Annotated in this window: 21 protein-coding genes; all 21 read right to left on the bottom strand. The window is 44.7% G+C overall.

Going from position 1 to position 25,062, the window contains the following annotated elements; translation table 11 throughout:
* Positions 1-9: 9 nt before the first annotated feature.
* On the bottom strand, positions 10-1,635 hold the full coding sequence (locus ACMQ5W_RS18880; RefSeq protein ID WP_419026534.1) for an ABC transporter substrate-binding protein: 1,626 nt from the start codon (positions 1,633-1,635) through the stop codon (positions 10-12).
* Positions 1,636-1,651: 16 nt separating this feature from the next.
* The gene (locus ACMQ5W_RS18885) at positions 1,652-2,602 is read right to left on the bottom strand and encodes a S66 peptidase family protein (protein WP_419026535.1); all 951 of its coding nucleotides are present in this window, start codon (positions 2,600-2,602) and stop codon (positions 1,652-1,654) included.
* Between the two features lie 213 nt (positions 2,603-2,815).
* On the bottom strand, positions 2,816-4,765 hold the full coding sequence (locus tag ACMQ5W_RS18890; RefSeq protein WP_419026537.1) for an elongation factor G: 1,950 nt from the start codon (positions 4,763-4,765) through the stop codon (positions 2,816-2,818).
* Between the two features lie 304 nt (positions 4,766-5,069).
* Positions 5,070-6,002 carry a diguanylate cyclase domain-containing protein gene (locus ACMQ5W_RS18895; protein ID WP_419026539.1) on the bottom strand — a complete coding sequence of 311 codons (933 nt, stop codon included), beginning with the start codon at positions 6,000-6,002 and terminating at the stop codon, positions 5,070-5,072.
* 173 nt (positions 6,003-6,175) lie between these two features.
* A complete protein-coding gene (locus ACMQ5W_RS18900) occupies positions 6,176-6,334 on the bottom strand; it encodes a hypothetical protein (RefSeq protein WP_419026540.1) in 159 nt (52 codons plus the stop codon).
* Between the two features lie 12 nt (positions 6,335-6,346).
* Complete coding sequence (locus ACMQ5W_RS18905; RefSeq protein WP_419026541.1) at positions 6,347-6,781, bottom strand: hypothetical protein; 435 nt, start codon at positions 6,779-6,781, stop codon at positions 6,347-6,349.
* Between the two features lie 228 nt (positions 6,782-7,009).
* Positions 7,010-7,327: a hypothetical protein gene (locus ACMQ5W_RS18910; RefSeq protein ID WP_419026543.1), complete on the bottom strand. Its 318-nt coding sequence runs from the start codon at positions 7,325-7,327 to the stop codon at positions 7,010-7,012.
* A gap of 305 nt (positions 7,328-7,632) precedes the next feature.
* A complete protein-coding gene (locus ACMQ5W_RS18915; protein WP_419026544.1) occupies positions 7,633-7,797 on the bottom strand; it encodes a hypothetical protein in 165 nt (54 codons plus the stop codon).
* Between the two features lie 300 nt (positions 7,798-8,097).
* On the bottom strand, positions 8,098-8,757 hold the full coding sequence (locus tag ACMQ5W_RS18920) for a hypothetical protein (RefSeq protein ID WP_419026546.1): 660 nt from the start codon (positions 8,755-8,757) through the stop codon (positions 8,098-8,100).
* A 12-nt stretch (positions 8,758-8,769) separates the two neighbouring features.
* Positions 8,770-9,474: a flavodoxin family protein gene (locus tag ACMQ5W_RS18925; RefSeq protein ID WP_419026548.1), complete on the bottom strand. Its 705-nt coding sequence runs from the start codon at positions 9,472-9,474 to the stop codon at positions 8,770-8,772.
* A 28-nt stretch (positions 9,475-9,502) separates the two neighbouring features.
* Positions 9,503-10,462, bottom strand: coding sequence for a lysine exporter LysO family protein (locus ACMQ5W_RS18930; protein ID WP_419026550.1), 960 nt, complete (start codon positions 10,460-10,462; stop codon positions 9,503-9,505).
* Positions 10,463-10,616: 154 nt separating this feature from the next.
* On the bottom strand, positions 10,617-11,219 hold the full coding sequence (locus ACMQ5W_RS18935) for a TetR/AcrR family transcriptional regulator (RefSeq protein WP_419026552.1): 603 nt from the start codon (positions 11,217-11,219) through the stop codon (positions 10,617-10,619).
* A gap of 1 nt (position 11,220) precedes the next feature.
* Positions 11,221-12,618 (bottom strand): MATE family efflux transporter, encoded by a 1,398-nt coding sequence (locus ACMQ5W_RS18940; protein ID WP_419026554.1) that lies wholly within the window; start codon positions 12,616-12,618, stop codon positions 11,221-11,223.
* Between the two features lie 229 nt (positions 12,619-12,847).
* The gene (locus ACMQ5W_RS18945; RefSeq protein ID WP_419026556.1) at positions 12,848-13,018 is read right to left on the bottom strand and encodes a type III toxin-antitoxin system ToxN/AbiQ family toxin; all 171 of its coding nucleotides are present in this window, start codon (positions 13,016-13,018) and stop codon (positions 12,848-12,850) included.
* 615 nt (positions 13,019-13,633) lie between these two features.
* On the bottom strand, positions 13,634-15,028 hold the full coding sequence (gene asnS / locus ACMQ5W_RS18950) for an asparagine--tRNA ligase (RefSeq protein ID WP_148493961.1): 1,395 nt from the start codon (positions 15,026-15,028) through the stop codon (positions 13,634-13,636).
* Positions 15,029-15,208: 180 nt separating this feature from the next.
* Positions 15,209-15,559, bottom strand: coding sequence for a hypothetical protein (locus tag ACMQ5W_RS18955; protein WP_419026558.1), 351 nt, complete (start codon positions 15,557-15,559; stop codon positions 15,209-15,211).
* Positions 15,560-15,978: 419 nt separating this feature from the next.
* Complete coding sequence (locus tag ACMQ5W_RS18960) at positions 15,979-17,148, bottom strand: hypothetical protein (protein WP_419026560.1); 1,170 nt, start codon at positions 17,146-17,148, stop codon at positions 15,979-15,981.
* A 394-nt stretch (positions 17,149-17,542) separates the two neighbouring features.
* Positions 17,543-19,507, bottom strand: coding sequence for a lysine--tRNA ligase (gene lysS / locus ACMQ5W_RS18965; RefSeq protein ID WP_148493959.1), 1,965 nt, complete (start codon positions 19,505-19,507; stop codon positions 17,543-17,545).
* 16 nt (positions 19,508-19,523) lie between these two features.
* Complete coding sequence (gene greA / locus ACMQ5W_RS18970) at positions 19,524-20,003, bottom strand: transcription elongation factor GreA (RefSeq protein ID WP_148493958.1); 480 nt, start codon at positions 20,001-20,003, stop codon at positions 19,524-19,526.
* Positions 20,004-20,135: 132 nt separating this feature from the next.
* On the bottom strand, positions 20,136-21,257 hold the full coding sequence (locus tag ACMQ5W_RS18975; RefSeq protein WP_419026564.1) for an alanine/ornithine racemase family PLP-dependent enzyme: 1,122 nt from the start codon (positions 21,255-21,257) through the stop codon (positions 20,136-20,138).
* Positions 21,257-24,814 carry an AMP-dependent synthetase/ligase gene (locus tag ACMQ5W_RS18980; protein ID WP_419026562.1) on the bottom strand — a complete coding sequence of 1,186 codons (3,558 nt, stop codon included), beginning with the start codon at positions 24,812-24,814 and terminating at the stop codon, positions 21,257-21,259. The genes ACMQ5W_RS18975 and ACMQ5W_RS18980 overlap by 1 nt, the downstream gene beginning before the upstream one ends.
* Positions 24,815-25,062 lie beyond the last annotated feature (248 nt).

The following is a 25,062-nucleotide window of genomic DNA, read 5'->3' on the forward strand; positions in this document are numbered from 1 at the left end:
GCCTCTTTCTCACTTGACAGGCGCTGCATTGATGTAGTTTTCGATAGTCATATTAAAGTAGTAAGTGCCCTTTTCTGGAATCTGCTCGACGCCTGTCCAGCGGTCGCTTCTATAACCTTGGATATTGTTGTCATATAAGAGGATGATGTAAGGCGCTTCGTCGTAAGCGATTTTTTCCATCTCCTGAACCAAGGCGATTCTCTTCTCTTTGTCCATCTCTGTCTGCTGTTTCTCGTACAGCTGGTCATACTTTGCGTTGGACCACTGTGGTTCATTATTACTGCCGATCTGCGCAGTGGTCAAAATGCCCATCATGACGGTCGGGTCATAATCACCGCCCCAGCCCCACATGAACATGTCGTAATCTGCTGCCGTAATGGCATCCTGCAGAGCACCGCTGTCCATGGTCTTTAAATCGATTTCTATTCCTGCTTCTTTACAGGTGGAGGCGATCAGCTGTCCAGTCTTTACCTCTGCACTGTTATCACCGATATTGATAAATTCAAAGGATAGCTTGTTGCCGTCTGCATCTTCTCTGATACCATCTCCGTTTTTGTCTTTGTAACCGGCATCATCCAACAGCTTATTAGCTTTTTCGATGTTGTAGCTTCTCAGTTCCTCGCCTTTTGGCGCATAGTGGTAGGGATCGCTGGCATTGAGCATGGTCGTCCCTTCGGTTCCGTGTCCTTGGTAAGCCATGTCGATGATATTCTGTTTATCCGTAGCATATTCGATGGCTTTTCTGATTTCCGCATCTTTCAGCAGCGGATTCCCTTTTGAGGCAGGATCTTCTGAACAGTTGATACCCACCTGCATAAATCCCTGCACTTCGCCAGAGATAACGGTCACATTCTCTTCGTCCTCAAGCTGTGAATACTGGGTTGCCGACAGGTTGACAGCAGCGTCTATCTCCCCTACCTTCAAAGCCTGTGCCAGGGAGTCCGTATTTTTATATTCCACAAATACGTAATTTTCTACTGCCGGTTTCGTGCCATAATATTCTTCGTTCTTGCTGACCTTTACAATGCCATTTTCATTGGATACCAGTTTATATGGACCACTTCCGATCATTTCTCCATTATCCCATGTTTCCAATTCTTCTTTCTGCACCTTTTCCCAGATGTGCTTCGGCATAATCGGTGTGGTGTTCATCAGCATGTTTGCCTTTGGCAGCTTTGTCTTTATTACCACAGTCCGTTCATCGGGACAAGTGATATCCGTAATGCCTTCCAGATAGCTGGAATACATGTAGCCCAGCCCCGTATCCAGCATCAGTTCATATGTATATTTGACATCTTCCGAGGTGACTGGCTCGCCGTCATGCCATTTTGCGTTCTTGTTCAAATGGAAAGTCCAGGTCTTCTCATCCTTGCTGATTTTCCAATCATCGGCCAGGGCTGGCGATGGGTTCAGTTCTTTGTCATATCTTACGAGAGGATCATACACCAGGGCGATAATCTCGAATGACTGCTGTTCATAGGAAGACAGGGGATTCAGGGTATCCACGCTGGTGCTGGATCCAATCGTCATGGTGGACGCATCAAAGTCACCGCCTCCTCCGCCACAGCCAGAAAAGCCTGCTGCCATTGCCAGTACGAGAACCAGCGTCAATGCTAATTTACAAATTCTTTTCATCGTTCTTCTCCTTTTTTCATTCAATAACTCCGTTTTCGAGGATGCGGAAAGTCTTTTGCTCGCTGTCCAATTCCGCCATAACGCCCAGAGGGATGGTGGCAATGTCGTCGGTGTGTCCCAAAGGCAGTCCGTATAAGACAGGGATGCCCAGAGGGCTCAGATAATACTCCAGAACATCTTCCAGGCTGGTGTCTACAAGAAAACCCGGCTCATATTTGAATGGGACACAGTTCTTACATTCTCCTACGATAATGCCTGCCGCATCCCGCAGTTTGCCTGCGTTTCTCAGATGGCACAGCATGTGGTCGAAGGTCCAAGGTTCCGTATCCACATCTTCGATGAGCAGAATCCGTCCCTTCGTCTCAATCTCATAAGGTGTACCCAGACTTGCGCAGATCAGTGTCAGATTCCCGCCGATTAACGTCCCCTGGCACGTCCCCCTTCCGATGGGGTTGAGCCACTTTTTCTCATCGGCCAAGGGAATCTCTCCTAATGGTTCCGCACTTTCCAACGCCTTGAAAAACTGCTTCTCCGTGTATGCTGTCAAATCTTCGCTGTTGAACCTTGCCATGCCTGGTCCGTGAAAAGTGACCAGTCCGGCGATTTTGTTCATCGCCAGATGCAGAGATGTGATATCACTGAAACCTGTAAAAATTTTTGGATTGCCGGCAATGGTTTCAAAGTCCAATTTGTCAAAGAGCTGTGCAGAGCCATATCCGCCTTGAGTCACAAAAATGGCATCGACGGTGTCGTCTTTAAACATCGCATTGATGTCTTCCGCCCGTTCCTCCTCGGTAGCGGCCACAAAACCCTTTCGCTTATTGACGTTACGGCCGACTTTGACTTGATAACCCATCTCCTCCAGTGTTTCAATGCCTCTGGTCACCTCACTCTTATTTTCAGAAGGACTGGCTGGCGATACAATACCGATCGTATCACCTTTACATAGTCGCTTTGCTTTCTTCATCAATTACCTCCTCTCCGTCTCTATAGTGTTGTTCATATGATGAACAGCATGTTCTTATAATGAATTTTGGCTATTATATGCCAAGATTTTTTAAAGGTCAATATTTTTCTAATAATTCTCATAAATTGACAATGATTTCATAATATGAACAGTTTGCACGAAAAAAAGGAGCTGCTGTGCAATACAGCAACTCCTTCCTATTTAATGATAAATTTATTCTGCCTGGTGTTCCGCGATAATTTTGTCCGCAATCATCTTCGGAACTTCTTCGTATCTGTCAAATTTCAGTTCGAAGCGGCCTCTGCCCTGAGTCATGGAACGAAGTCCGAGGGCATAGTCGAAAAGTTCTGCCTGTGGTGCTTCTGCCAGCAGCTTCTGTCCGCCGTTCGTCTGCGGTTCCATACCGAGGATCTTGCCTCTTCTCTTGTTCATGTCGCCCATGACATCACCCATGTAGTCGTCAGGCACATAGATATCCATATGCATGATCGGTTCCAACAAGCATGGTTTTGCTTCCACGATACCCTTCTTAAATGCTAGCGATGCAGCGATCTTAAAGGAAACTTCGTTGGAGTCGACATCGTGATACGATCCATCATACAATACGGCTTTGACATTTACTACTTTGCATCCTGCCAGAGGACCTTTCTGCATGCTTTCAATCAGTCCTTTTTCTACAGCTGGAACATAGTTCTTTGGAATAGATCCGCCGAACAGTTCTTCTGCGAACTCAAATTCCTGTGTAGACGGTGAGAATTTGATATGTACATCACCGTACTGGCCCGCGCCTCCCGACTGCTTCTTGTGTTTACCCTGAACGTCGGATGTGCCTTTGATGGTTTCTCTATATGCAATCTTCTGCGGAACCACGTTAACGGTTACGCCAAAGCGATCTTTTAGTTTTGCCATGATGATGCCCAGCTGGATATCGCCCTGTCCACCGAGAAGGGTCTGGTGCGTCTCGGCATTTCTCTCAACGACAAAGGAAGGATCTTCTTCTCTCAGTCTTGACAGACCGCTGCCCATCTTCTCTTCGTCACCTTTATCAGCCGCTTCGATAGCGATAAAATAAGTCGGTGATGGGAAGTCCAACGGCAGATATCTGATTTCGTCACTCTTGTCGCAAAGAGTGTCACCTGACAATGTATACTGCAATTTCGCCACGGCAACGATATCGCCAGCCTCAGCATAATTCAATTCTAACTGTTCTTTACCTCTGAGGAAGAACAATTTGCCCAATTTTTCTGGCTTGCCGGTTCTTTCGTTGAGGACTTCTGTTCCGGAATTGATTTTGCCTGTAACGACCTTCATGATGGATATCTTTCCAACAAATGGGTCGACAATGGTTTTGAATACGAAAGCTGACATCGGCGCGTCAGTAACAGAAAGTCTTTCAACTGGTTCATTATTGTTGTTGAAACCAGCGTAAGGACCGTGCTGAAGCGGAGTCGGTACATAGGTAAGCAGCAAATCCAAAAGACCTTCGATGCCCTGTCCCAACTGGAATGCCGAGGAGCAAACCGGAACGATCACGCCTTCGGAAATGCCCTTTACTAATCCATTCTTGATTTCTTCGTCTGAAAAGTCATCTCCGTTAAAGTATTTTTCCATCAGTTCGTCATCAGCCATGGCGATGGCTTCTTTCAGTTCTTCGTCGATTTCGGCTGATAACGGCCAGCTGAATGGAATCAGCGTTTCACCGAACTTGTCTTTCAATTCGTCAAAAGTCTTATAGAAGTCAAATTCGTCCTTGTCTCTCTTGTTGATGACGATAAATCTTGGTGTCTTGTATCTTTCGCAGGCATCCCAAGCAGCTTCTGTTCCAACCTGAATACCTGATCCTGCATCTACCAAAATGACTGCAGCTTCTGCGGCTCTCAGTGCGGCGTTTACTTCTCCAACAAAGTCGAAGTAACCCGGTGTATCTATAAAATTAATCTTGCTGTCCTTCCATTCGATTGGAACGACGGAAGTATTAATTGAATATCCTTTCTCAATCTCCATTTTGTCATAGTCGGAAACTGTATTTCCATCTTCTACCTTGCCTAGCTTTTTGATAACGCCAGTAGCCATCAGTGCTGATTCTAAGAATGTAGTTTTACCACATCCACCATGTCCAAGTAAAGCAACGTTTCTAATAGTTTCGCTTGTGTAGCCTTTCATTAATAAGACCTCCTACTTTTAAATTACGCGGCCGCTTGTGTCCCCACGTTGCGGCAATGCGGTTAGACAATCATTACGTTCTCTCCGGCAACACCGTCAAAGTCGTCGAAACCATTATACTGCGGCAATTCCTTTGAAATTAGAATCGCGCGCCGTAATTCAATGGTTTCTTCCTTGCGGCGAAGCCGTCAAGACTGTTGAAACCATTATAACAAAAAAGCCCTTGTCACACAATGGCTTTTTGAATAGTTCGAATATTTGGCTGTATTTTCCTACCGCTGGCTATATCTCCCCAACAGCGGCTTCACTTAACACTCGCGGTCTGTGCCTTGCCGTTTTCCTTCGCTTGATAAAGCGCCTGGTCTGCCTTTTCCCAAACAACATCGTAATTGTTTCCGTCTTTAGGTACTTCGGCGATGCCGATACTGGCAGTTATAAGATGCGTCAGGGCCAAAACCGCCTGGCTTTCCTGCCAATCCAAAAGGAAGCGGTCAATTCTGTCTTTTAACCTGTCCGGCTTCCCCGTTAGATAGACTACAAACTCGTCACCGCCAATTCGTCCTATCATCGCTTGCGGAAAAGCGGCCTTCAAACTTTGTGCAAACAGAACTAAAACCTTATCGCCGAAGGGATGCCCATAGCGATCGTTCAGGCTTTTAAAGTCATCAATGTCCATCATCAGCATTATGCCGTCAGTGTCCTCTTCCATGGCACGATTGACGATTTCTTTCAAGTAGAGCCTGTTTAAAAGGCCAGTCATGGTATCGTGACGCAAATTATAAATCACCTGGCTGCTATTTTCTTCTATCATGCGATGTGGAAAGAATTCATCGTGTGCTTGATTGGCATCAGGCACTGACTGATGCACATGAATCAGCTTAAATCCACTTTCTGTCTTTCGTACGATCATGGTAAAACGAAAACGAACATCATACAAGATGCCATCATTGCCATCTTCTTTCACTGCCAGCTCACCAATGACTAATGAAAGCTGCTCGGTCAGTTCTGTCGTCTGATACCATTGGTCTTTTATAATAAAGGCGCCGTTCCATTCCTGGCTCTCACGAGTGATTGATGCCACAAAAGATTCTATGTTGGGACACATTTCGTGGGCTCCCGTTCCAATCACACTGATCTGTCCATCAATTACCTCATCCATTATATCATAACGTCTCTCTACAAGATACTTTTGCCAGACAAAGCGGCAAAATTCTTCGGCAGTCATATTCACATTCATCCACTTAACCTCATTTTCTGCTGTATTCCTATTCATTGTACCCATAAAAAACAACCGGGTCAATAGCTCGGCTGTTTTTGCACGTAAATTATAGTTGAGGCACAATTTCTTTACAGTCAATAAAGAGACCAAAAGGGAATATGTCGCCTATTTTCACGCTATAGCAGTTTCCTTTACGATTCCTTGCCTTCATTCTTTTCTGCTGTTTCTCTGGCAATTCGGATATCCCGTTCCAGCTTTACAAGCTCATAGGCTTTGTAGGCATAGATTGCGGCAACGACGGATGCCACTATCGGTATAATGGATAGAATCAGTCCAAGCAGTTCAAACATTACGCACCTCCTCTAAAATGTCAAACTAGAATATCGTTCTTCACCGCTATCGTTCCAGACGATACCTAAGGAACTTCCCTTCATTTTTGCAAACTTCGTCTCTCTAAAAGCATATCCCTCACGGTTGACATCACCGACCAGCAGACTCTCAATCGGACCTAAGTCATGGCTTCCCGGCTTCAGGCGGCTCCTTTCCACGTCTGCATTAGCCAGACATTCAATTTTGATTTCTCCAATGTCCCCCTGGTGATTTCCGTAATAAAACAGATAACCTTGATATCCTCCAGCAGGACTGCTCGTGTCTTTCACGACATATGCCTTCCACAATCCGTCCTTGCTCTCTGCAAATAAACCGTTGCTCTTCACTGACAAAAAGCCACAAGTGACAATTCCCGCAATAATGAAAATTATAATTCCTGCTCTGAATATAATCCTTCTCTTTTCCATAGCATGCTACCCCTCTAAGACTGAACATACAATAATAAACTGAAAGAAACACTCATGATTGATTTTCATTAGTTTATTCTGAAAATTCTTATTCGTCAATAGAGAAGACCCAAAATTAAGAATTATTAAGAATTTCGCCGCAAGCAGAACATGGCATACCGTCTCCGGTATGCCATGACTTTACATTTTTTCTATAGAAAACAATCAGAAACTCCCATCACCACTTGCTCAAAAGAAAGACCCCCATGTCCCATTGATGATCCCTCCGTGAGGGAACAGGAGGATTGTGATTAGCCAGCGAAAGACGACCAGCCCTGCAACGATATAACTCAAAATGAGCAGATTCCTTGCCGCGCCGCCAAATTCTTTTCTGCGCAGACCAACCACCAGCAAAACGACACTGATTACGGTGACAATTCCCATGATAACAGTTCCCCTGGGAATATCCTCATAAAGACTAGGGAAAAAGAAAATTCCGCCAATAACCACCGCAACATTGGCCACCAGCATGGCAATCGACATCACACTGTACTTTTTCGTTTTCATACGAACCCTTCTTTCTTAGCAGTAGTGCATACACATCCGCCTGGGAAAGTCCACTACCCATTTCACCCTTCTCAGACATCTCCAGACTGTTACCGTTTTAGGGTCTATTTATTGTAAACAAGTTGTAATTAATCCTATATGATCGTTTTAATAAAACATATTCTAGCTATATCATTAGTTTAACTCCAAATTTCCCAATCGTCAATAAATATTGAAAATATGAAAAATATTTAAGAATTGAAAGAAACCGTAAGTCTGATAGTTTAATTAAATCCTTACTATCCGCCATTATACATCATTCCCCGCTATGAATGCAGCAGAACCAACGTCATCACGATGATTCCCATGGTGATGCTTGCCAGGACAGTTCCAGCAAAGCTGTCATTTTTGATTGACCCGATCAGTGCCAAAGGAAATACAAAGCCTGACACCGTCGAGGCATACATCAAAAAAGTTATAAAATCTCCCATAATTCGTCCTCCTTGTTTCATTCCGTCAGTTATATTAATTTCAGTTTATTCCCAAAGCATTATATAGTCAATATAGGTATTGATCTCTTAAGAATTATTAAGAAATGGCAATAAAAAACGTGGAAATGGCAGAATCAAGCAGTCAACTCTGCCAAATCGGGATTTGGGGACTTTTCGCAAGGTACGTTCTTTGATATTCCGTCAATATCGACTTCATCGATATTTCTTACATAATAAAATATGCGGGTTCTGCTGCCACGATTTCCATCGTTGCTGAAGCTGTCTCCCGCATTCCTTATATCATTTAAAATGTCTGATATTCATTTTCTCAAATTCTTTATAATCCGCTTCCGTCAACTCCATCGAAAAGGTTCCTTCATGTGAGCAGATACACATCCAGACATGACCTTCCCAGTCAGCAAAGGCCGGATCCTCAAACTCATATTCTCCCATATACAGTGGATAGGCAAAGATGTTTTTTCGCTGCGCCCTTAGATCCACCTGTTCTTTATCAAAATAGCAGAGATCCCATATCATTCTCGGACAGTAAGTTGTAAAGGAGGATGTTGCATACTCTCTTTTCACGAGCCCCCATTCTGCGAGGTCTTCCATCAGCGTATCTTCCTTCTTAAAGTTGGCACGGATTTGCTGAAGTTCCTTGATTTTCTGTTTTGCATTGGTCGTGATATTGTCGATGCCCCAGTTCAAACTCAGAAAACCGTCCTTCTCCAGCTGCTGAGGGCTCAAGGTTTTGATGTATCGAATCTGCCTCTCACTCCGCTGTTTGACTTCTTCAATCGCCTCATATTTCAGCTTCTCCACTACTGATTCTTCTATCTTCTCCGTATGTCCTCGCGACAACACAATATATCTACTTCTGCGCAGGCAAAACTGCATCAACGTCTTTGATTGTGCAGAATTCACCTTTCCCCAGGGAATGCCTCCATCCAAATATACCATTGGCTTCTCCTTTTATTTATCCTTCCAAGGCTTCCGGCCTCTCGTTGACCAGCCCTTTTCCTCCCAATAATTCTTATCCGCAGGATTGAAGCCACGTTTCTGCATGATACTCATGACCTTGAAGAGGCCTTTCGTCTTCATCGACGGCCTTACACTCCCCGCTCTGCCTTTGATTTTTGCCGCCAATTGGTCGGTCTTCTTTTCAATCTGCTGCCGTTTCTTTGCCGACACCTCGCTCCACTTGATGGCGTGAACAGCCAGCCCATAACGATAGGTTTTGGCGATCCCCCAATAAAAACAGCTGTCGGCGATGTCTTTGCAGGTAGGTTTCATGCCACCACCTGCCGCAGTAGAGATGACCACCGCCTGCTTGCCAAACATCTTTGCCTCCGGTCTGTGGACCATCCAACGATAACCGTAGTGATCAAGAAACGCCTTCATGGAACCCGTCACATGGTAAACATAGACCGGCGATGTGAAAATCAGCACGTCCGCCTCATCCATCTGCGCCGTCAGCGGCTTTGTCACCTCATAGTGAGGACAAAGGCTTTCGCTTTCCATAAAGCACTTGGTGCAGCCGCAGCAAAAATGCGGCATGTCCCTAGGCAGAAATATCTCGTCAATATCCTCTGGCTGTGTCAGCTTCTCCGCCAAAATCCTCCCGATGTGATACGTAGAACCTTTATGGTTCTGTCCATTGATCAGCAATACTTTCATTCAAAATATCTCCTTCTATATAAATAGGCTATGCTAGGACGTTGCACAATATGGGTAAAATCACTGGCACACCAAAGGTCAGAACGATACCGACAATCAACGCCACCAGTCCTAACTCTCTGCCGACCACTTTTGTCACAGGCACCAGCATAGAATCCATATTCCCTGCGGCTCCAGAAGCAATCGGCGCACTTTTGCTCACCCGCCCCAAGATTGGCAGCAGCAGCACTGTGAAAAAATCCCGGAACACGTTAATCATAAACCCATAGACGCCTGCTTCAGGCCCGAAACTAGACAGCATCGTCGCCCCCGTCATACTGTAGTAGCCAACGCCGCTTGCCGAAATCACAGCGTATTTCAGCGGCATGCCGGTTAGGAGCGCTGCAACGGCACCGCCGGCCATGCTGCCTGCCCAGACTCCTATCACCAGATAGATGATCTTAAAACCTACCATTTTGATGTACCGAAATACACTCTTGTTCTGTCCCATTCCGATACCGACGCTGGTATAAAGAACCACCAGTGACGTCCAAAGGGCATAATCGAGAAGAAAAACCTCTGTCTTAGGCATGAAGAAATAGCAGCCAAAGGCGCCTGCCAAGACGCTGACAGGGATCAGAATCAAGATCGGATCTATTTTCTTTTTCACTTCCGCATCGGCGGAAAGTCTTGCATCTCCCTCCGCATCATCTAATTGCATTTGACTATATTTTTCTAAAGGAAGAATGGTCTTCTCGATGAGCAGGCACAACAAAACGCTGCCCGCGATAGCGCAGAGGCAGGTGGTCAGGCAGTTCAGTCCCACCGTACCGATTTCAGCGATTACCTCGTCATTGGTTCCTACGTTGCCGCCGATAGTAATCATCAATATTATAAGGGAAATAGTCGTAATCCAGTCCACTGCTTTGTATACCGCCTGCGGCAGCTTTTGGAACCCAATCAGAAGTCCGATTCCCATACAGACAAAGGGCATGACAGTCGCCAGCATCAGATACCTCCGTTTTCTTTCAGTCTCACTTGCGTTTATTCTACCACAGGTATTTTGCTAAAGCTACAGCTTTCTCCCTTTCCCTCCTTCAAGCCTGAACGAAGATTCTTCCACTCACAGTATAACAAATCAGAGGCTTAGTTCATCTCTCCACTCACTGCTTCCTTAAGCCTACGATTTCGTCTAACTGTTTGCGCCCCTTCTCCGTCAGCAGTGGAAATAGAATGGACCAAGCCTGCTTTTGGAAGTCGTTTTCTACAGGTTTTTCCTGCTTTAACGTGCAGAAAGGCAGCCAGTAGATGCTTGAGAGCAATAATGCGTCAATCGTTCGATTATATTGCCCTTCTACTTGTTCCAACAGAAAATACCCTTCTTCTTGAAATCGCTTAAATGCATTTCTTAGTTTCTGTACATTGCACCGATACATTTCTCTCTGCAATTCTTTGATTTTGGGAGACAACTGGGAAAGCTGTGCATGATGCCAGAAATAAAAGGCGTTTTCCTGTACTGTATCCTGCATATCGAGGAGGAAGTCATTCAAATCAGCCATGGTCTTTGGCGTATCTGGCGGGTTTCCGGGGAACTCCTGCAAAATTGCTTCTACAATGTCTTCTTTCCGTTTAAAATAATATGATAAATTTCCTTTGCTGATTCCCAAGGCGTTTGAAATATCTCTTGTCGATACATCATTAAAGCCTCTTTCATTGAATAACGCTTTTGCGGTCTGCAAAATTTCTAGTCTGGTATTTCTCTTCATATCAATTCCTCTTTGGCTGTTGTTTCTCAAGCTCCGTTAGCTTGCGCATTTCTCTGGTCGCAAAGATAACGACAATGATTACTGCAACCCCATCGGACAACGGTCCTGCCCAAAATACGCCGTCAATCCCCCATACCATAGGCAGAATGAGCAGCAATGGGATCAGCAGGATCACCTGTCTGACCAAAGCCATCCAAAAGCCCAAGTTAGCTTTGCCAATCGCAGTAAAAAAGGTGGACGTAATGGGCTGCAGTGCGTTGGCAAAAGTCATAAATAAGTAAATGCGCATATACTTTATGGCGAAGTCATAAAAGACTGGATTATCCAGGCCAAAAATGGTCAGTATCTGTTTGGGGAATAGTTCAATGCACACAAAGGCAATCACTGCCACAGTCGTTCCATAGCGCAGCGCCAGCTTATAAGTTTCTTTTACCCTGCCGTAATTCTTACGCCCATAATTATACCCATAAAGAGGCTGACAGCCAAGGGATATTCCGATGACACAAGACATAAGAACGATCATCACCTTGCTCACTGCGCCTGCTGCCGCCAAGGGAACCTCGCTCCCGTAGCTGGACAGTGCGCCGTAATATCTAAGTGTATTACTCTGCACAATCTGCACCGCCGTCGCCGCGACATGGGTAAAGCATGGCGCAGCACCCAGGGCACAGAGCGCCTTGATGATATCACTCTGAGGCAGAAAATCCCCTTTTGTCAAAACGACGCTCTTCAGTCTGAACTTCAGGTAGTAAAGGGCTAGGGCACTGGATAAAACCTGACCCAGCAGTGTAGCCAAGGCTACTCCCCGGATTCCCATATCAAAGACAAAAAGAAATATCGGGTCAAAGATCATATTGAAGACAGCTCCTGATAACAATACTGCACTGGAAAAGTTGGGATTACCGTCAGCGCGGATAAAATAGGAGGCTCCTGTGGCAAAGATGCCAAAGGGCAGACCCATGCTGATGATGAGGGCGTAGTCTTTTGCATAAGGCATGATTAAATCCGTCGCGCCAAATCCCTTCAGCATCGGTTCCAAAAATATAATCGCCCCGATGCCAATGACCAAACCCGTTATAACCATTAAAAACAAGCTGTTCCCCAAGGTTCTCTGCGCTTCTTTGCTTTTGCCGCCTCCCAAGGCAAGGTTGAATTTAGCGGCTCCGCCCATGCCCAGCAGTGCGGAAAGCGCCGTAATCATAGTCATCAATGGGAAGGTGATATTGGTTGCCGCAATTCCCAAATCACCAATTCCCCATCCAATGAAAATCTGGTCCACAATATTGTGGGCGGCATTTACCAGAGAACTGATTATTCCCGGGATAGCAAATTTCCAAATCATACTCTTAATCGGCTGCGTTCCCAGTGGATTTTCCTGAATTATTTCTTTCTCAGACATATCTGCGCCTCCATATTAGCCCAATCGCCCTAATTGTTATATTGAGTATAGCCCAGTCGCCCTAATTTGTCAATAGCAGCTTTAATAAAAAGCCCGTACAATTCTTTGCACGGGTAATAAAACAAGTATCTGGTTCATACTGTCATTTCAATATAAAGTTTGCATTTCTCTTCTAATAATTTAAAATCACAACAGCGTTCCTTCAGTAATTTTGCTGGGGATTTCTCCATTAATCATAAAGTCGCGTTGCCTTCTTAATGATACTTTCACTGTTGCTCTGACACCATCGATATTGATTGACAAGCAGTTCCTTATATTGTCTTTCTTTCACTGTTGTGCATGGCTGCATGTCAAATCGCAGAAGTCTTACAGCAGAAGAAGTCACGATTTGATATCTCATTTTTTTATGTTTCAGCTTTGGACTTGTCAATGGTGCATAATAATCAGCTCAATTAATTGAAAGTAACACCCTCACAAAAGGTCTGTGAGATTTTGAATCATCTATTGACATAATCCGCTTGTCAAACTGTGCAAGATAATGATATTACCTTTTATTCAGCGTATAAAACTTTAACTTCTGGTGCATTACGGCCTGCCTCTCCTTTCAATATACAAAAGAGAAGCCAGCACTATGAGATAATCACTGTACTAACTCCTCTAACTTTTTTTGCTCCCATTTTCGGCTGAGTACCAGGGATCGGCACTTTTGGTTTAGAAATGATCAAATTCCGCCCCGCAATATGTTTTACCCGTCATTTTACGAAAGAAGATCAAAAACGCCTAAAGATTCCGGCTTCTAAGTTGCTATAGCAGTATTCTTCAACAGAGACGCGACGAAGATTCAACGGTTCCAGCAGGCGTAGCACAGGCACTCCCTTTGCAGTGTGCAGATTTTTTAGGCGTTATCTGCTTTTTTCGTGTCAATAGGGGTTAAAAAGCGATTAACAGGCCCCCTCTTCCAACGGCATAAATAAAAACAGCGAAACAAAATGCTTCGCTGCAATGCTTAATCTTGTTAGAACTCCGCCGTCTTTGGTGTTCTAGGGAACGGCAGTACGTCTCTGATATTACCCATTCCGGTGATGTAGAGAATGATTCTCTCCAGACCCAAGCCATATCCAGCATGTTTCACGCCACCGTATTTGCGAAGATCCAGATACCACCAGTAATCCTTCTCATCGAGATCAAGTTCCGCCATCCTCTGTGTCAGAACATCCAGTCTCTCTTCTCTTTGGCTTCCGCCGATGATCTCACCAACGCCTGGCACCAGCAGGTCGCAGGCTGCTACTGTCTTGTTGTCATCGTTAAGTCTCATATAGAAAGCTTTGATCTCTTTTGGATAATCCGTTACAAAGAGCGGCTTCTTGAAAATTTCTTCTGTCAAATATCTCTCATGTTCCGTCTGCAAGTCGATGCCCCACTCAACGGGATACTGAAATTCCTTACCGGACTTTTGCAGCAGTTCCACAGCTTCCGTGTAAGTAACTCTGCCAAATTCTGAATTTACAATGTTGTTCAGCCGGTCAAGGAGACCTTTGTCGATGAACTTATTGAAAAACTCCATCTCTTCAGGTGCATGTTCCATCACATAATTGATGATATATTTCACCATCGCCTCAGCCAGTTCCATGTTGTCTTCCAAGTCAGCAAAAGCGATTTCTGGTTCAATCATCCAAAACTCAGATGCATGTCTGCCCGTATAGGAGTTCTCTGCTCTGAAAGTCGGTCCAAAGGTGTAGACGTTTCTAAATGCCAGAGCAAAAGTCTCTGCCTCCAACTGTCCGCTTACAGTCAGGCTCGTCTCCTTGCCGAAGAAGTCTTCGCTGTAATCGATCTTGCCGTCCTCTGTTCTCGGCGGGTTATCCAGATCCAAGGTCGTCACTCTGAACATTTCGCCAGCGCCTTCACAGTCACTGCCAGTTACAACTGGTGTGTGTACATAGACAAAGTCGTTGTCCTGAAAGAACTTATGAATGGCATAAGACACCAGGGATCTGACTCTGAAGACGGCGGAGAAGGTATTGCTCCTCGGTCTCAAGTGCGCAATCTCTCTCATAAACTCCATGGAATGTCTTTTCTTCTGCAGTGGATAATCGGCGGCTGAATCGGCTTCTACGACGACTTCTGCAGCTTTGATTTCGAAAGGCTGCTTTGCCTCTGGCGTCAGAGTGACTGTTCCACGAACCATCAAAGCTGATGAAATCGGCGCTTTGGCAATCTGATCAAAATTGTCTATTTTGTCCGCTTCGTACACGATCTGGACAGATTTGAAAAAGGTCCCGTCATTGATCTCTATAAATCCAAACTTATTAGAGCTTCTATTGGTTCTGACCCATCCTCTGACCACGATTTCTTTGTCAGCGTACTGTGTAGTGTTTCTGTGAAGCTCTCTAAGCTGTATGTCTTTCATTCTTTCTACCTTCTTTCGTAATAGCTTTTTTGGCCAGTCTGCACCAGCCCGAAGATTCCGAAAAATCATTAATAAATTTATCATACCATGCCCGTTAGAATTGTTCAAGTGGGGAATTTGGCTACAAAAGGTATTTTGCCCGACATTGGGTAATTTACCCGTCGCTAGCAGCACAAATCCTCAATTTTCTTTGAATCGATACCTGCCTTTTCCGTGAGCGGATATCGCTTCGATAATCTCCGCCCGTACCAGGTCAAAAAGCAATTTTGAAGCACCTGAGCTTTTCAATTCAAGAAGTTCCATAACAGCACTTCTGCCAAAGACTTCATCATAGCCGAACTTCTCAAAAAGTCGACAGATATGAATGTTTGTTTTAGCAGAAAAACCTTTCCCTTTTTCGACAAGTACACTTTCAATGTCCACTTTTCGATGTCGAATATCCACTTTTTCTTCCCCAATGTCCACTTTTGTATTAGTCAAAAGTCTACTTACATGGAGATCTCGATTATGAAGTGCACTTTTTTCGTTCATAAGCAGATTTCTAAGAAACGTCTCAAGATACTCCTTTGTTTCATAGACCCCATTCTCCAAGTTTGTATAATTTGCGCGGACAAGGGCATTTCTGAAATACCATGCATTATCTGCAAAAATTCATATTCAAGGGTAGCATCAAGTTCTGATGCATTTCCGTAAATAACGGATGCTCCATCTAAAACCCACTTTTTTGTAATATTAAAGTTTCTGATTTCTCCAGCGTGTTTATATATGCCTTGAAGTAGCTGTTCCGAATGGCGGTATCTATCAAACATTTACATGGTTGGAGTCCGTCTACTGTCTGAAGCCCAATTGCCGTACTCTAGCATAGCCTTTGCTGACCTCGTCAGGCTCAGACTCTTTCAAATATCCTTAAATGGGGCTTTTTCCATATTCGCCGCCTCTCTTGATCATTTTTATGATATCGTTGCAAAGTAAAGATTATTTTGATCAACCAGCAACTGCACCGGTTTATTGTGCAACGCATTAATCGTATTTATGTTTTCTATAAACGTTCTTACAGAATTACTCTGCCTCTCGATGAGCACTTTCATTTGCTTGTGAACTTTTTCATCGCTAAAATTATTAAGTCTATCTCCTACTGCGATTAAGGTTTCGTCTGTCTGCGTATCTCCAACAACTGGTATCTTTTCAACAAGTTTGCCGACAGCGGTAGTCGTTTTAGACAATCCTTTTGTCACTGACGATTGAATTGATGTAGATAAATAACCGGCCAATTCTTCGTAACACTGGGAGTAGAGTTCGCGATATTGTAGAGAATAATCTTCCAACTTTGCGGATACACCTAACAAATACTCTTCATCATAGTTTTCTAATAATATTACATCCAAAAATGACGAAAAAGCAAGTATGTATAAGGCAAGCTGATAATCCTTGAACACATCCTGAACCCGCAGTAATTGCTTATTCACTGACTGATCGCTGTGGACAAAGTGTCTTTTATTAACTTTTCCAATTATTTGTTCACGGTAAAATGCAATCTTCGCTTCAGCTTCTTTTTTTATTTCAAGAACCATCGTATGATTGCTATTCTTATACATTTCATTATTCCAGTTGTACTTATAATTATTGAAAACGTCATACAGAAATGTAAGGTTTCCTTTTAGCTCCGCTTTTTCTTTCTGCACAAGAAAATCCATCATCTCTTGCTGCATCTCTTTTATAGCGTCAAGTTTCTTGTCAACGTTTGCTAACGCAGCCGCTACAAAAAGCATTGTTGGATCACAAACAAGGGGTGTGTGTAATGCCTGTCCTCCGCCGACCAGACCGTCAGGTGTTTGCAAAGATCCGATGTAACTCGAGGTTCCTTTCATCTGAAACATTGTCTTTCCGCCAGTATTGACATAGTACAAACCACTTTCACCCGCTCCTGAAACTGCGGTCTGTACCGCTGCTGCGAGGGGATGAAAAGCCGTCCCCAAAGCTGCTAATCTGCCTAACGGCAACTGCGTGTAATTTGAAACACCTATTTTTGATTCCTCCAGAGCAGGACATAATGGTGGATTGTTCATAAGTTCTAATATCTCATTACTTTTGTTGTTATCCAATTTATTCCTGTTTTCCATAAGGTTACCTCACTTCTTTTTAATCTTTAATCGCTATTTTATCTAATTGTTTCCTAGTCATGGGGAAATCGTAATCTAAATTTAAAGTCTTAACAGATATTAAATTGCCCCTCATTTTGTAATCTTTGTTCGATAACATCGATTCATCAGTTTTTGTTAGTTACAACCGTTTACATTATATCTTAGAATCACAAGGAATTCAAACGATAGTGAAAATTCAATTAAATCTTAGGGAGGCGTTCTAGCTGACCCTTATTTGCTTTCTTATCCTTCTGCACTTTACGCCAAAAGATGAAACATAGGAAATACGTCCTTCGGGCGATATTTCCCACATAATAAAAAAACAAGATCCATTCCAGACTATCATCCGGAATGGATCCTAAACTTTTTTCTTTTAGTACAGCTTTGCGCCTGCTGGAATGCGGTCGTCTACGATCAGAAGGTTCAGACCTTCTTCTCCGTCTTCCTCATGGACTGCGGAAATCAGCATGCCACAGGAATCGATGCCCATCATCTTTCTAGGCGGTAGATTGGTGATTGCGATTGCCGTCCTTCCAATCAGTTCTTCCGGTTCGTAATACTCGTGGATTCCACTTAAGATGATGCGGTCTGTATCAGTTCCGTCGTCCAGGACAAACTTCAAAAGCTTCTTGCTCTTTGGCACGGCTTCACAGTCTTTGATCTTCACGGCTCTGAAGTCAGACTTGCTGAATGTATCAAAATCAACATCCTCTTCAAATAAAGGTTCGACTTTTACCTTTGAGAAGTCGATTTCTTCTCTCTTTAGTGGAGCCTGCGGTGCGGCTTTCTTTGGACCCTCACCTTCTAACGGCTTCATGGTTGGGAAAAGAATGATGTCTCTGATTGATGGCGCATCGGTGATGAGCATGATGACTCTGTCGATACCTACGCCCAGACCACCTGTCGGCGGAAGTCCAACTTCCAGAGCATTGACGAAGTCCATATCCATCGGATGTGCTTCATCGTCCTCACCAGAATCCAGCTGTGCCTGCTGCTCAGTGAATCTTTCGAACTGGTCAATCGGGTCGTTAAGCTCGGAAAAGGCATTAGCGATTTCCCATCCGTTGATATACGCCTCGAATCTTCTGGTGATTCTCGGATCTTCCGGATCTCTCTTCGAGAGCGGTGAAATTTCAACCGGATGTCCTACGATAAATACTGGACCATCCAAGTAGCCTGGAACGTCTTCGCAGTAATCTTCAAACATCTCAGCGATAATCTTTCCGCGAGTCCACTTGTTGGCATCCTCTGGATCCATGCCGTATTTGATGGCCGCTGCTCTCGCTTCCTCATCGGTATCAATCTTGCTGAAGTCAACACCGGTGATTTCCTTTACGGCATCCGCCATGTTCAGCCTTCTCCAAGGCGGCGTCACGTCAAACTCCTTACCCTGGTATTTGATGATCGGGGAACCGTTGACAGCCATGGCTGACTTGTAGACCACCTGCTCTGTTACATCCATGACGCTTTCCATGTTTCCATATGCCATATAGCACTCCATGGAAGTAAATTCCGGGTTGTGATTTCTGTCCATGCCTTCGTTTCTGAACATCTTTCCCATCTCATAAACCCTATCCAGCCCGCCGACAATCAATCTCTTCAGATAGAGCTCATTGGAAATACGCAGCTTCATATCGATGTCCAGAGTGTTGTGGTGGGTGTTGAATGGTCTTGCGTTTGCACCGCCTGCGATGGTGGTCAGAATCGGAGTATCGACTTCGAGGAACCCATAGTCCTCTTCCAAAACTCTCTTGATTTCATGTATAATCACAGATCTTTTGACAAACATATCCTTTACGTCCTGATTCATGATCAAGTCGGTATATCTCTGTCTGTATCTCATATCCTGGTCCTTCAGCCCATGCCATTTGTTAGGCAGCACCTGTAATGACTTTGATAAAAGAACCAGTCTCTTTACCTGAATAGAAATTTCGCCAGCCTTTGTTTTAAATACAGTTCCTTCAACACCGACGATATCTCCGATATCATAAGTCTTGAACCAATCGTATTCTTCTGTGCCGATGTCATCTTTCTTAACAACGCCCTGAATTCTGCCCTGCTTATCCTGAATGTCAATAAAGGCCATCTTTCCCATTCTTCTGAATGCCATGATTCTGCCTGCACAAGAGACTTCCTGATCTTCCATAGCATCAAAGTTCTCTTTGATATCCATGCTGTGGGCCGTCACATCCCATGTTTCCTGAAGGAAAGGATTTCTGCCAGCTTCCTGCAGCTTCTTCAGTTTATCTCTTCTAATCTGTCTCTGTTCATTTAGCTTCTCTTCCGTAAGTTCTTCAACTTCCGGGTTCACATTCACGTTATTATCTTGTGTACTCATCTCTACCACCTTTGTCTTACTTGCTGATTTCTTCTATTCTATATTGTAATGCTCCGTCTGGAACTAATATCTCGACCACTTCTCCGATTCGTTTTCCTAAAAGATTCTGTCCAACCAGTGACTCGTTGGAAATCTTTGCTGGCTCTGCAAAAGGATCTGCTTCTGTGGAACCGACGATGACGAACTCCTGCTCTTCACCGCTGCCTGTATCTTTTACTCTCACTTTAAGACCGACGTTTACCTGGTCGCCTGAGACTTCGTCTTCGTTGATGATCTTCGCATTCCTCATCATGGTTTCCAGTTTATGAATTCTCTCTTCCAGTTCCGCCTGCTCGTTTTTCGCTGCATCATACTCCGCATTCTCAGAAAGGTCTCCATAGGAAATCGCTTCCTTTAATCTTTCGGAAACTTCCTTTCGTCTGACGGAAACGAGTTCGTCTCTCTCCGCTTCCAGCTTATCGTAACCCTCCTGGGTTAGAAGTATTTCTTCTGACATATCTTAATCTCCTTTCAGGTAATGCCCTTCGTCCCGCGTATTATACTCTACAAATGGGCATTTGTCAATGTTCACACGTACGACAAAATCCAGCCGAATCGCAGATTCGGGGATTTTCAGCATAAGCTCTGCCTAACAACTCGCCTCCTGCTTGTTGGGCAGAGTGTTATATACTATCTGCACATTGCGGCAGTTGGTAACATATACCACTGACGCGTAATTGATTCCAAAGGATACAATATCCCCAACTTTGAAATCTCTCTTTGCATCTTCAATATCTAATATGGTATGATCGCTGGATGCGCCGAGGATTTCCACGCCTTCATCCTGCGGGAAAATCTCGTCGATGCTGCCGTAGTCAACTTTACCGATGGCCAGAAGTGCCCTTCGGCGAATTCCCCTGTCCACATATTCCGGCGTATGGCCAAAGGCATCCACCGCAATCTCCCCTACTGGATGAGACGGCTTATCTTTAACCTCTATGACTTCCGCCTTCAAGGTATAAACATCCTGGTGCATTTCACTCATATCATATCCGTAGAAGAGTTCCAGGTCTCTCGCCAGGAGAATGCCTTCGCCAATTCGAAGGAAATTGACCCTTTCTGGGATATCACCATCGATCACTCTCATAAAGCTGGATGTCGCGCCGCCAGAGATGAATTCCAATCGTCTGCCAATACATTCTTCAATCTTTTCGGCAATAGCAACTAGTTCATCAAGCTTTTCTTCTGTCGCCAGAATGGAGCCATAGCAGCCTACATTGGTTCCAACACCGGCAAGTTCCAGGTTATCCATCTCTTTTTCAACCCTCACTGCTACAGCTGCCATCTCTTCTTTATCCCAAAAGCCCTCTCGCAGGTCTCCAAGGTCAGCCATCAAGATAACCTTGTGTTTTTTTCCCTGCTTGCCGGCCTCGGCATTTAGGGCTTCTAACACCTCCAATTCACTATTCAGCGAAAGATCAGTCAGTCTGATGACATCTTCTATTTCACTGAGCATCGGTATTCTGATCAGCATCAGCGGTTTCTCGATGCCAAAATCCTTCGCATCCTGCAACTGCTCCAATCGGGATGAAGCAATGTATTTGACACCGCCGTCTGCAAACTGTTTGACACACTGCGGTATCCCTGTGGTACCTTTGATGACGCCAGCAACCTGGATACCCTTTTCTGCACACTTGCCCACAACGTACTCTACATTGTGTTTCAGATATTCCAAATTAATTTCAACTCTCGGATAACCCTGCTTCTTCATCACTTGCTTTCCTCCTTGTTGGAATCTACAAATCGTTTAATCTTCTTTCCTGTGGTTTTCTCGAAGTCCTCTTTTCTGATCTTTACCTTCTTGATTTTTTTATAGTATGCGAGGTCTTCGTTGATCTTATCTACTTCTTCCCAGATCAAGTCTCTCGCCTGTTCCTCCGTATAATCCTCACCAAGGGTTTCTACAACTTCTTCTGCATCTAAGGTTACAGTAGCCACAATGGACGTATCGTTAGAACCGTCTTCCCCATCTGCTCCCCATACCATGCTCTCTGCGATGTATGGGATTTTGCCCAGAAGGTATTCCAGCTCCTCTGGGAATACGTTCTTGCCGTTCTTGGTGATAATGACATTTTTCTTTCTTCCTGTAATATATATGAAGTTTTCGTTATCTACATAACCCAGATCACCAGTATAGAACCAGCCGTCCTTCAGTACCTCTGCTGTCGCCTCTGGATTCTTGTAATAACCCATCATGACGTTGCCGCCTTTAAAGCAGATTTCGCCGATGCCGTTTTCATCTTTATCGATGACTTTTACTTCCATGCCAGGCAGCAGATGTCCTACGGAAGTATTTCGCATGTCCTTCGGCACATCTGGATTCAAAGCCGCCATCGGCGAGCACTCTGTCAAACCATAACCCTGCACGGCAATGATGCCAATATCGTTGAAGAACTGCAGGATTGCAGGATCAATGGCTGCGCCGCCGGAGATGATGACTCTCATTCTGCCGCCGAACACTGCCAGAATCTCTTTTGTAAACGGCTTGCTGATATCCAGTCCAATTTTCTTGGTCTTTCTATTCATGGCCAGAAGCCTGGTAAGGAGTTTCTCCTTGCCCTGTGCCCTGACATTTTTCCAGATCTTCTTATAAAGCGTCTCGATCAGAACCGGCACACCCAGAATCATAGTAGGCTGTACTTCCTCCAAGTTCTTGGTGATATATTTAAGTCCCTGGCAATATGCGATCGCAGCGCCTTTGTACAGCGGCATCAAAAATGCACAAGTGCACTCATAGGTGTGATGCACTGGCAGCACTGAGAAGAAGATATCCCAAGTATTCACGTTGAGGATGGTCGGTGCGGCCATCAAATCCTCCGCCAGATTTCTGTGGGATAACATGACAGCCTTGGCCATGCCTGTCGTTCCGGAAGTGAACAGCAAAACACTCATATCATCTGCGATGATCTCTGCATCGAGAAATTGTCTGTCACCCTGCGCTACCTGGTTCTTTCCTTCTTCTACTAAGGCACTCCAGGAAAGAATATCATCTTGATGTTCCTTTGTATCAAAATTTACGAGAAGCTTCAGCGGCGTGTTTTCGCTGTCCTTCATCTCTTTGAATATTTTTTCGAACTTCTTGCCGAAGATGACGCAAGATACCTCTGCTTCGATAATCAGGTGCTCCAGTTCCTTAGCGCTCAGCTCTTTGTCCAAAGGCACGACGATTCCGGTTCCGTTGAGGGTTGCCAGATAGCTGGATTCCCACTGGTAGCAAGTCTCCCCGATGATCCCGATTCGTTTGTTCTTCAGTCCCCTGTTGATCAGCGCAGTGCCCAATCCGTTGACATCGGCCAGGGCCTGTCTGTACGTGATCGACCTGTATGGCTGATCTTTTTCAAACTTCTGCATGAAAGCTACGTTATCTCCATAGGCTTCTACGCTGGTCTCAAACATATGCTTGATATCCGTTATCGGTCTGCTGGTTTTGTATCTTACATAAGGATCTTTACTATCTTCTAATGCTTTAGCAAACGCCTTAGCACGTTTCATTTCCATTGTTTTTATTTCCTGATAATTCATTGTCTCCTCTTTCCCGGCGTTATTCTCGGTCTTGTTTCCGTAGCGCTTGATTTTGCCGGTGGTTGTCTTGTCAAATTCCGTCGCTCTGATATTGATTCGCTTTACATTCTTATATGCGGGCATCGTCTCGTTGGCTTCGTCCACGATTTTCTTATAAAAATGATAAACATCACTGCTGTTCATGTCGCCCTGCTGTTCCTGCAGAAGCGGATAGTTGGGATAAATGTCCGCAGTAACCATCACGTTGCCGACCTTCTCATCTGCAACACCATAGACGACGACTTCCTGAATCAGCTCGTTTTCCATCAAAACAGCTTCCACTTCTTCTGGGAAGATATTCTTGCCGCCTTTGGTCACGATGACGGTCTTCTTCCTTCCTGTCAGATAGAGAAATCCATCCTCGTCAAAATAACCCAAGTCGCCGGTATAGAGCCAGCCATCTCTGAGCACTTCTGCTGTGGCCTCTGGATTGTCGTAATAGCCCATCATCACGGATGGTCCCTTGCAGGCCACTTCTCCAATTCCGTCTTCGTCAGGATTGACAATTTTCACTTCTGTCTGCGGCATCGGTTTTCCGACGGAAGCCGCTTTGCTATACCTGTCCTGATTGACTGCAATAATCGGCGCATTCTCGCTCATTCCATAGCCTTGCATCATCGGCAGACCCATAGCCTCGAAATCCTCGATGACCTTCGGGTCTATGGCCGCACCGCCAGCGATGAAGAGCGTGATGTTGTTGCCAAAGTTCTGATGAATCGCTTTGAAAAGCTTCTTCATCAGTTTTTGATTATTATACAGCTTCAGTTTTCTAGAGAGATCGATCGCCTTTCTCAGCTTCTCGGCCTCGCCTCTGCTCTCCGCCTGCTTCCACATGCCCTTGTACATTTTTTCAAATACGAGAGGCACGCCCAACACGATATTGGCCTTTGATTCAATCATATTCTTCTGAATATATTTGATGCCCTCGCAGATTGCCACAGTCTGCCCCTGATAGAAAGTAGTGCAAATGCTGCAGGTAAACTCGTACGCGTGATGGATTGGCAGTATGGACAAAACGATGCCGCCCTCTGGGATATGAACCAGCTTCGACATGTTGTAGACGTTGGCTACGATGTTTTTGTGGGACAGCATGACACCTTTAGACAGACCGGTCGTACCAGAAGTGTACATCAAAGTCGCCATCTGTTCAGGGTCTATTTCTGCATCTACAAAATCGCGGATGCCTTCCTTCAAAAGTTTCTGGCCTTCTTCTATCAACTTATCCATGGATAGATATTCGTCTGTATGCTCGTCTTCCCCCATAGAAATAAAATACTCTAAATCAAAACGCTCCTCGAAGAGTCCTTTGATGCTCTTTTCCGAGCGTTTTGTGTAAACCAGCGCACTGGCACCGGATCGCTTTACTAAGTTTTTCAGTTCTTCTGGCGGAAGGTTCTTGTCTAGCGGTACAATAACGCCGACACCGCATACTGTTGCAAAATAGGTCAAAAGCCATTGGTAACAGCTTTCGCCAATCACTGCAATCTTTTTTCCAGCCAGTCCCAAATCCATGAGCCTGGTTCCCAGAGCGTCTAACTTCTCCTTAAACTCCCCATAGGTAAGCGGCTGAAAAGTTCCGCCCGGTTTATCTTTCTGCAGATAAGCAGGGCGGTCTTTAAACAGTTCTGCGCTTTTCGCAATCATATCCTTGAGATCTGAAACGTCCCTCACCGGATAATACACACCGTCATATTTTACATTATTCATGATTAATTCTTCTTTCCTTTTGATCATTAGTCGTTAATAAGATATTTTACCATTTTTGCAGTATTTTATCAATAGTTCGTTGCTTGGAATTCGCGGAAAACGCGCGGGATTTCAGCGGTGCAGTCTGCATCAGAAGACCTCTGCTGGCAGTGGCTTGCGCAGGCTTTGACCGTCGATGTGCGGCTGACCCTCACGCAGTTACGCAGATTTGCCGGATTTCACTGTTTTCGTTACGCAGGTGCCTCGCC

This window comes from Emergencia sp., from assembly GCF_048465375.1.
In the GTDB taxonomy this organism is placed as follows: Bacteria; Bacillota; Clostridia; order Peptostreptococcales; family Anaerovoracaceae; genus Senimuribacter.

Bases quoted from the DNA above. Each gene is read 5' to 3' on its own strand.
- ACMQ5W_RS18910 (WP_419026543.1), bottom strand. From the start codon at position 7,327: ATGAAAACGAAAAAGTACAGTGTGATGTCGATTGCCATGCTGGTGGCC.
- ACMQ5W_RS18900 (WP_419026540.1), bottom strand. From the start codon at position 6,334: ATGTTTGAACTGCTTGGACTGATTCTATCCATTATACCGATAGTGGCA.
- ACMQ5W_RS18975 (WP_419026564.1), bottom strand. From the start codon at position 21,257: ATGAAGAAGCAGGGTTATCCGAGAGTTGAAATTAATTTGGAATATCTG.
- ACMQ5W_RS18895 (WP_419026539.1), bottom strand. From the start codon at position 6,002: ATGAATGTGAATATGACTGCCGAAGAATTTTGCCGCTTTGTCTGGCAA.
- ACMQ5W_RS18885 (WP_419026535.1), bottom strand. From the start codon at position 2,602: ATGAAGAAAGCAAAGCGACTATGTAAAGGTGATACGATCGGTATTGTA.
- ACMQ5W_RS18905 (WP_419026541.1), bottom strand. From the start codon at position 6,781: ATGGAAAAGAGAAGGATTATATTCAGAGCAGGAATTATAATTTTCATT.
- ACMQ5W_RS18980 (WP_419026562.1), bottom strand. From the start codon at position 24,814: ATGAATAATGTAAAATATGACGGTGTGTATTATCCGGTGAGGGACGTT.
- ACMQ5W_RS18890 (WP_419026537.1), bottom strand. From the start codon at position 4,765: ATGAAAGGCTACACAAGCGAAACTATTAGAAACGTTGCTTTACTTGGA.
- ACMQ5W_RS18935 (WP_419026552.1), bottom strand. From the start codon at position 11,219: ATGAAGAGAAATACCAGACTAGAAATTTTGCAGACCGCAAAAGCGTTA.
- asnS (WP_148493961.1), bottom strand. From the start codon at position 15,028: ATGAAAGACATACAGCTTAGAGAGCTTCACAGAAACACTACACAGTAC.
- ACMQ5W_RS18940 (WP_419026554.1), bottom strand. From the start codon at position 12,618: ATGTCTGAGAAAGAAATAATTCAGGAAAATCCACTGGGAACGCAGCCG.
- ACMQ5W_RS18960 (WP_419026560.1), bottom strand. From the start codon at position 17,148: ATGGAAAACAGGAATAAATTGGATAACAACAAAAGTAATGAGATATTA.
- greA (WP_148493958.1), bottom strand. From the start codon at position 20,003: ATGTCAGAAGAAATACTTCTAACCCAGGAGGGTTACGATAAGCTGGAA.
- ACMQ5W_RS18915 (WP_419026544.1), bottom strand. From the start codon at position 7,797: ATGGGAGATTTTATAACTTTTTTGATGTATGCCTCGACGGTGTCAGGC.
- lysS (WP_148493959.1), bottom strand. From the start codon at position 19,507: ATGAGTACACAAGATAATAACGTGAATGTGAACCCGGAAGTTGAAGAA.
- ACMQ5W_RS18925 (WP_419026548.1), bottom strand. From the start codon at position 9,474: ATGAAAGTATTGCTGATCAATGGACAGAACCATAAAGGTTCTACGTAT.
- ACMQ5W_RS18880 (WP_419026534.1), bottom strand. From the start codon at position 1,635: ATGAAAAGAATTTGTAAATTAGCATTGACGCTGGTTCTCGTACTGGCA.
- ACMQ5W_RS18945 (WP_419026556.1), bottom strand. From the start codon at position 13,018: ATGAGATATCAAATCGTGACTTCTTCTGCTGTAAGACTTCTGCGATTT.
- ACMQ5W_RS18955 (WP_419026558.1), bottom strand. From the start codon at position 15,559: ATGAACGAAAAAAGTGCACTTCATAATCGAGATCTCCATGTAAGTAGA.
- ACMQ5W_RS18920 (WP_419026546.1), bottom strand. From the start codon at position 8,757: ATGGTATATTTGGATGGAGGCATTCCCTGGGGAAAGGTGAATTCTGCA.
- ACMQ5W_RS18930 (WP_419026550.1), bottom strand. From the start codon at position 10,462: ATGCTGGCGACTGTCATGCCCTTTGTCTGTATGGGAATCGGACTTCTG.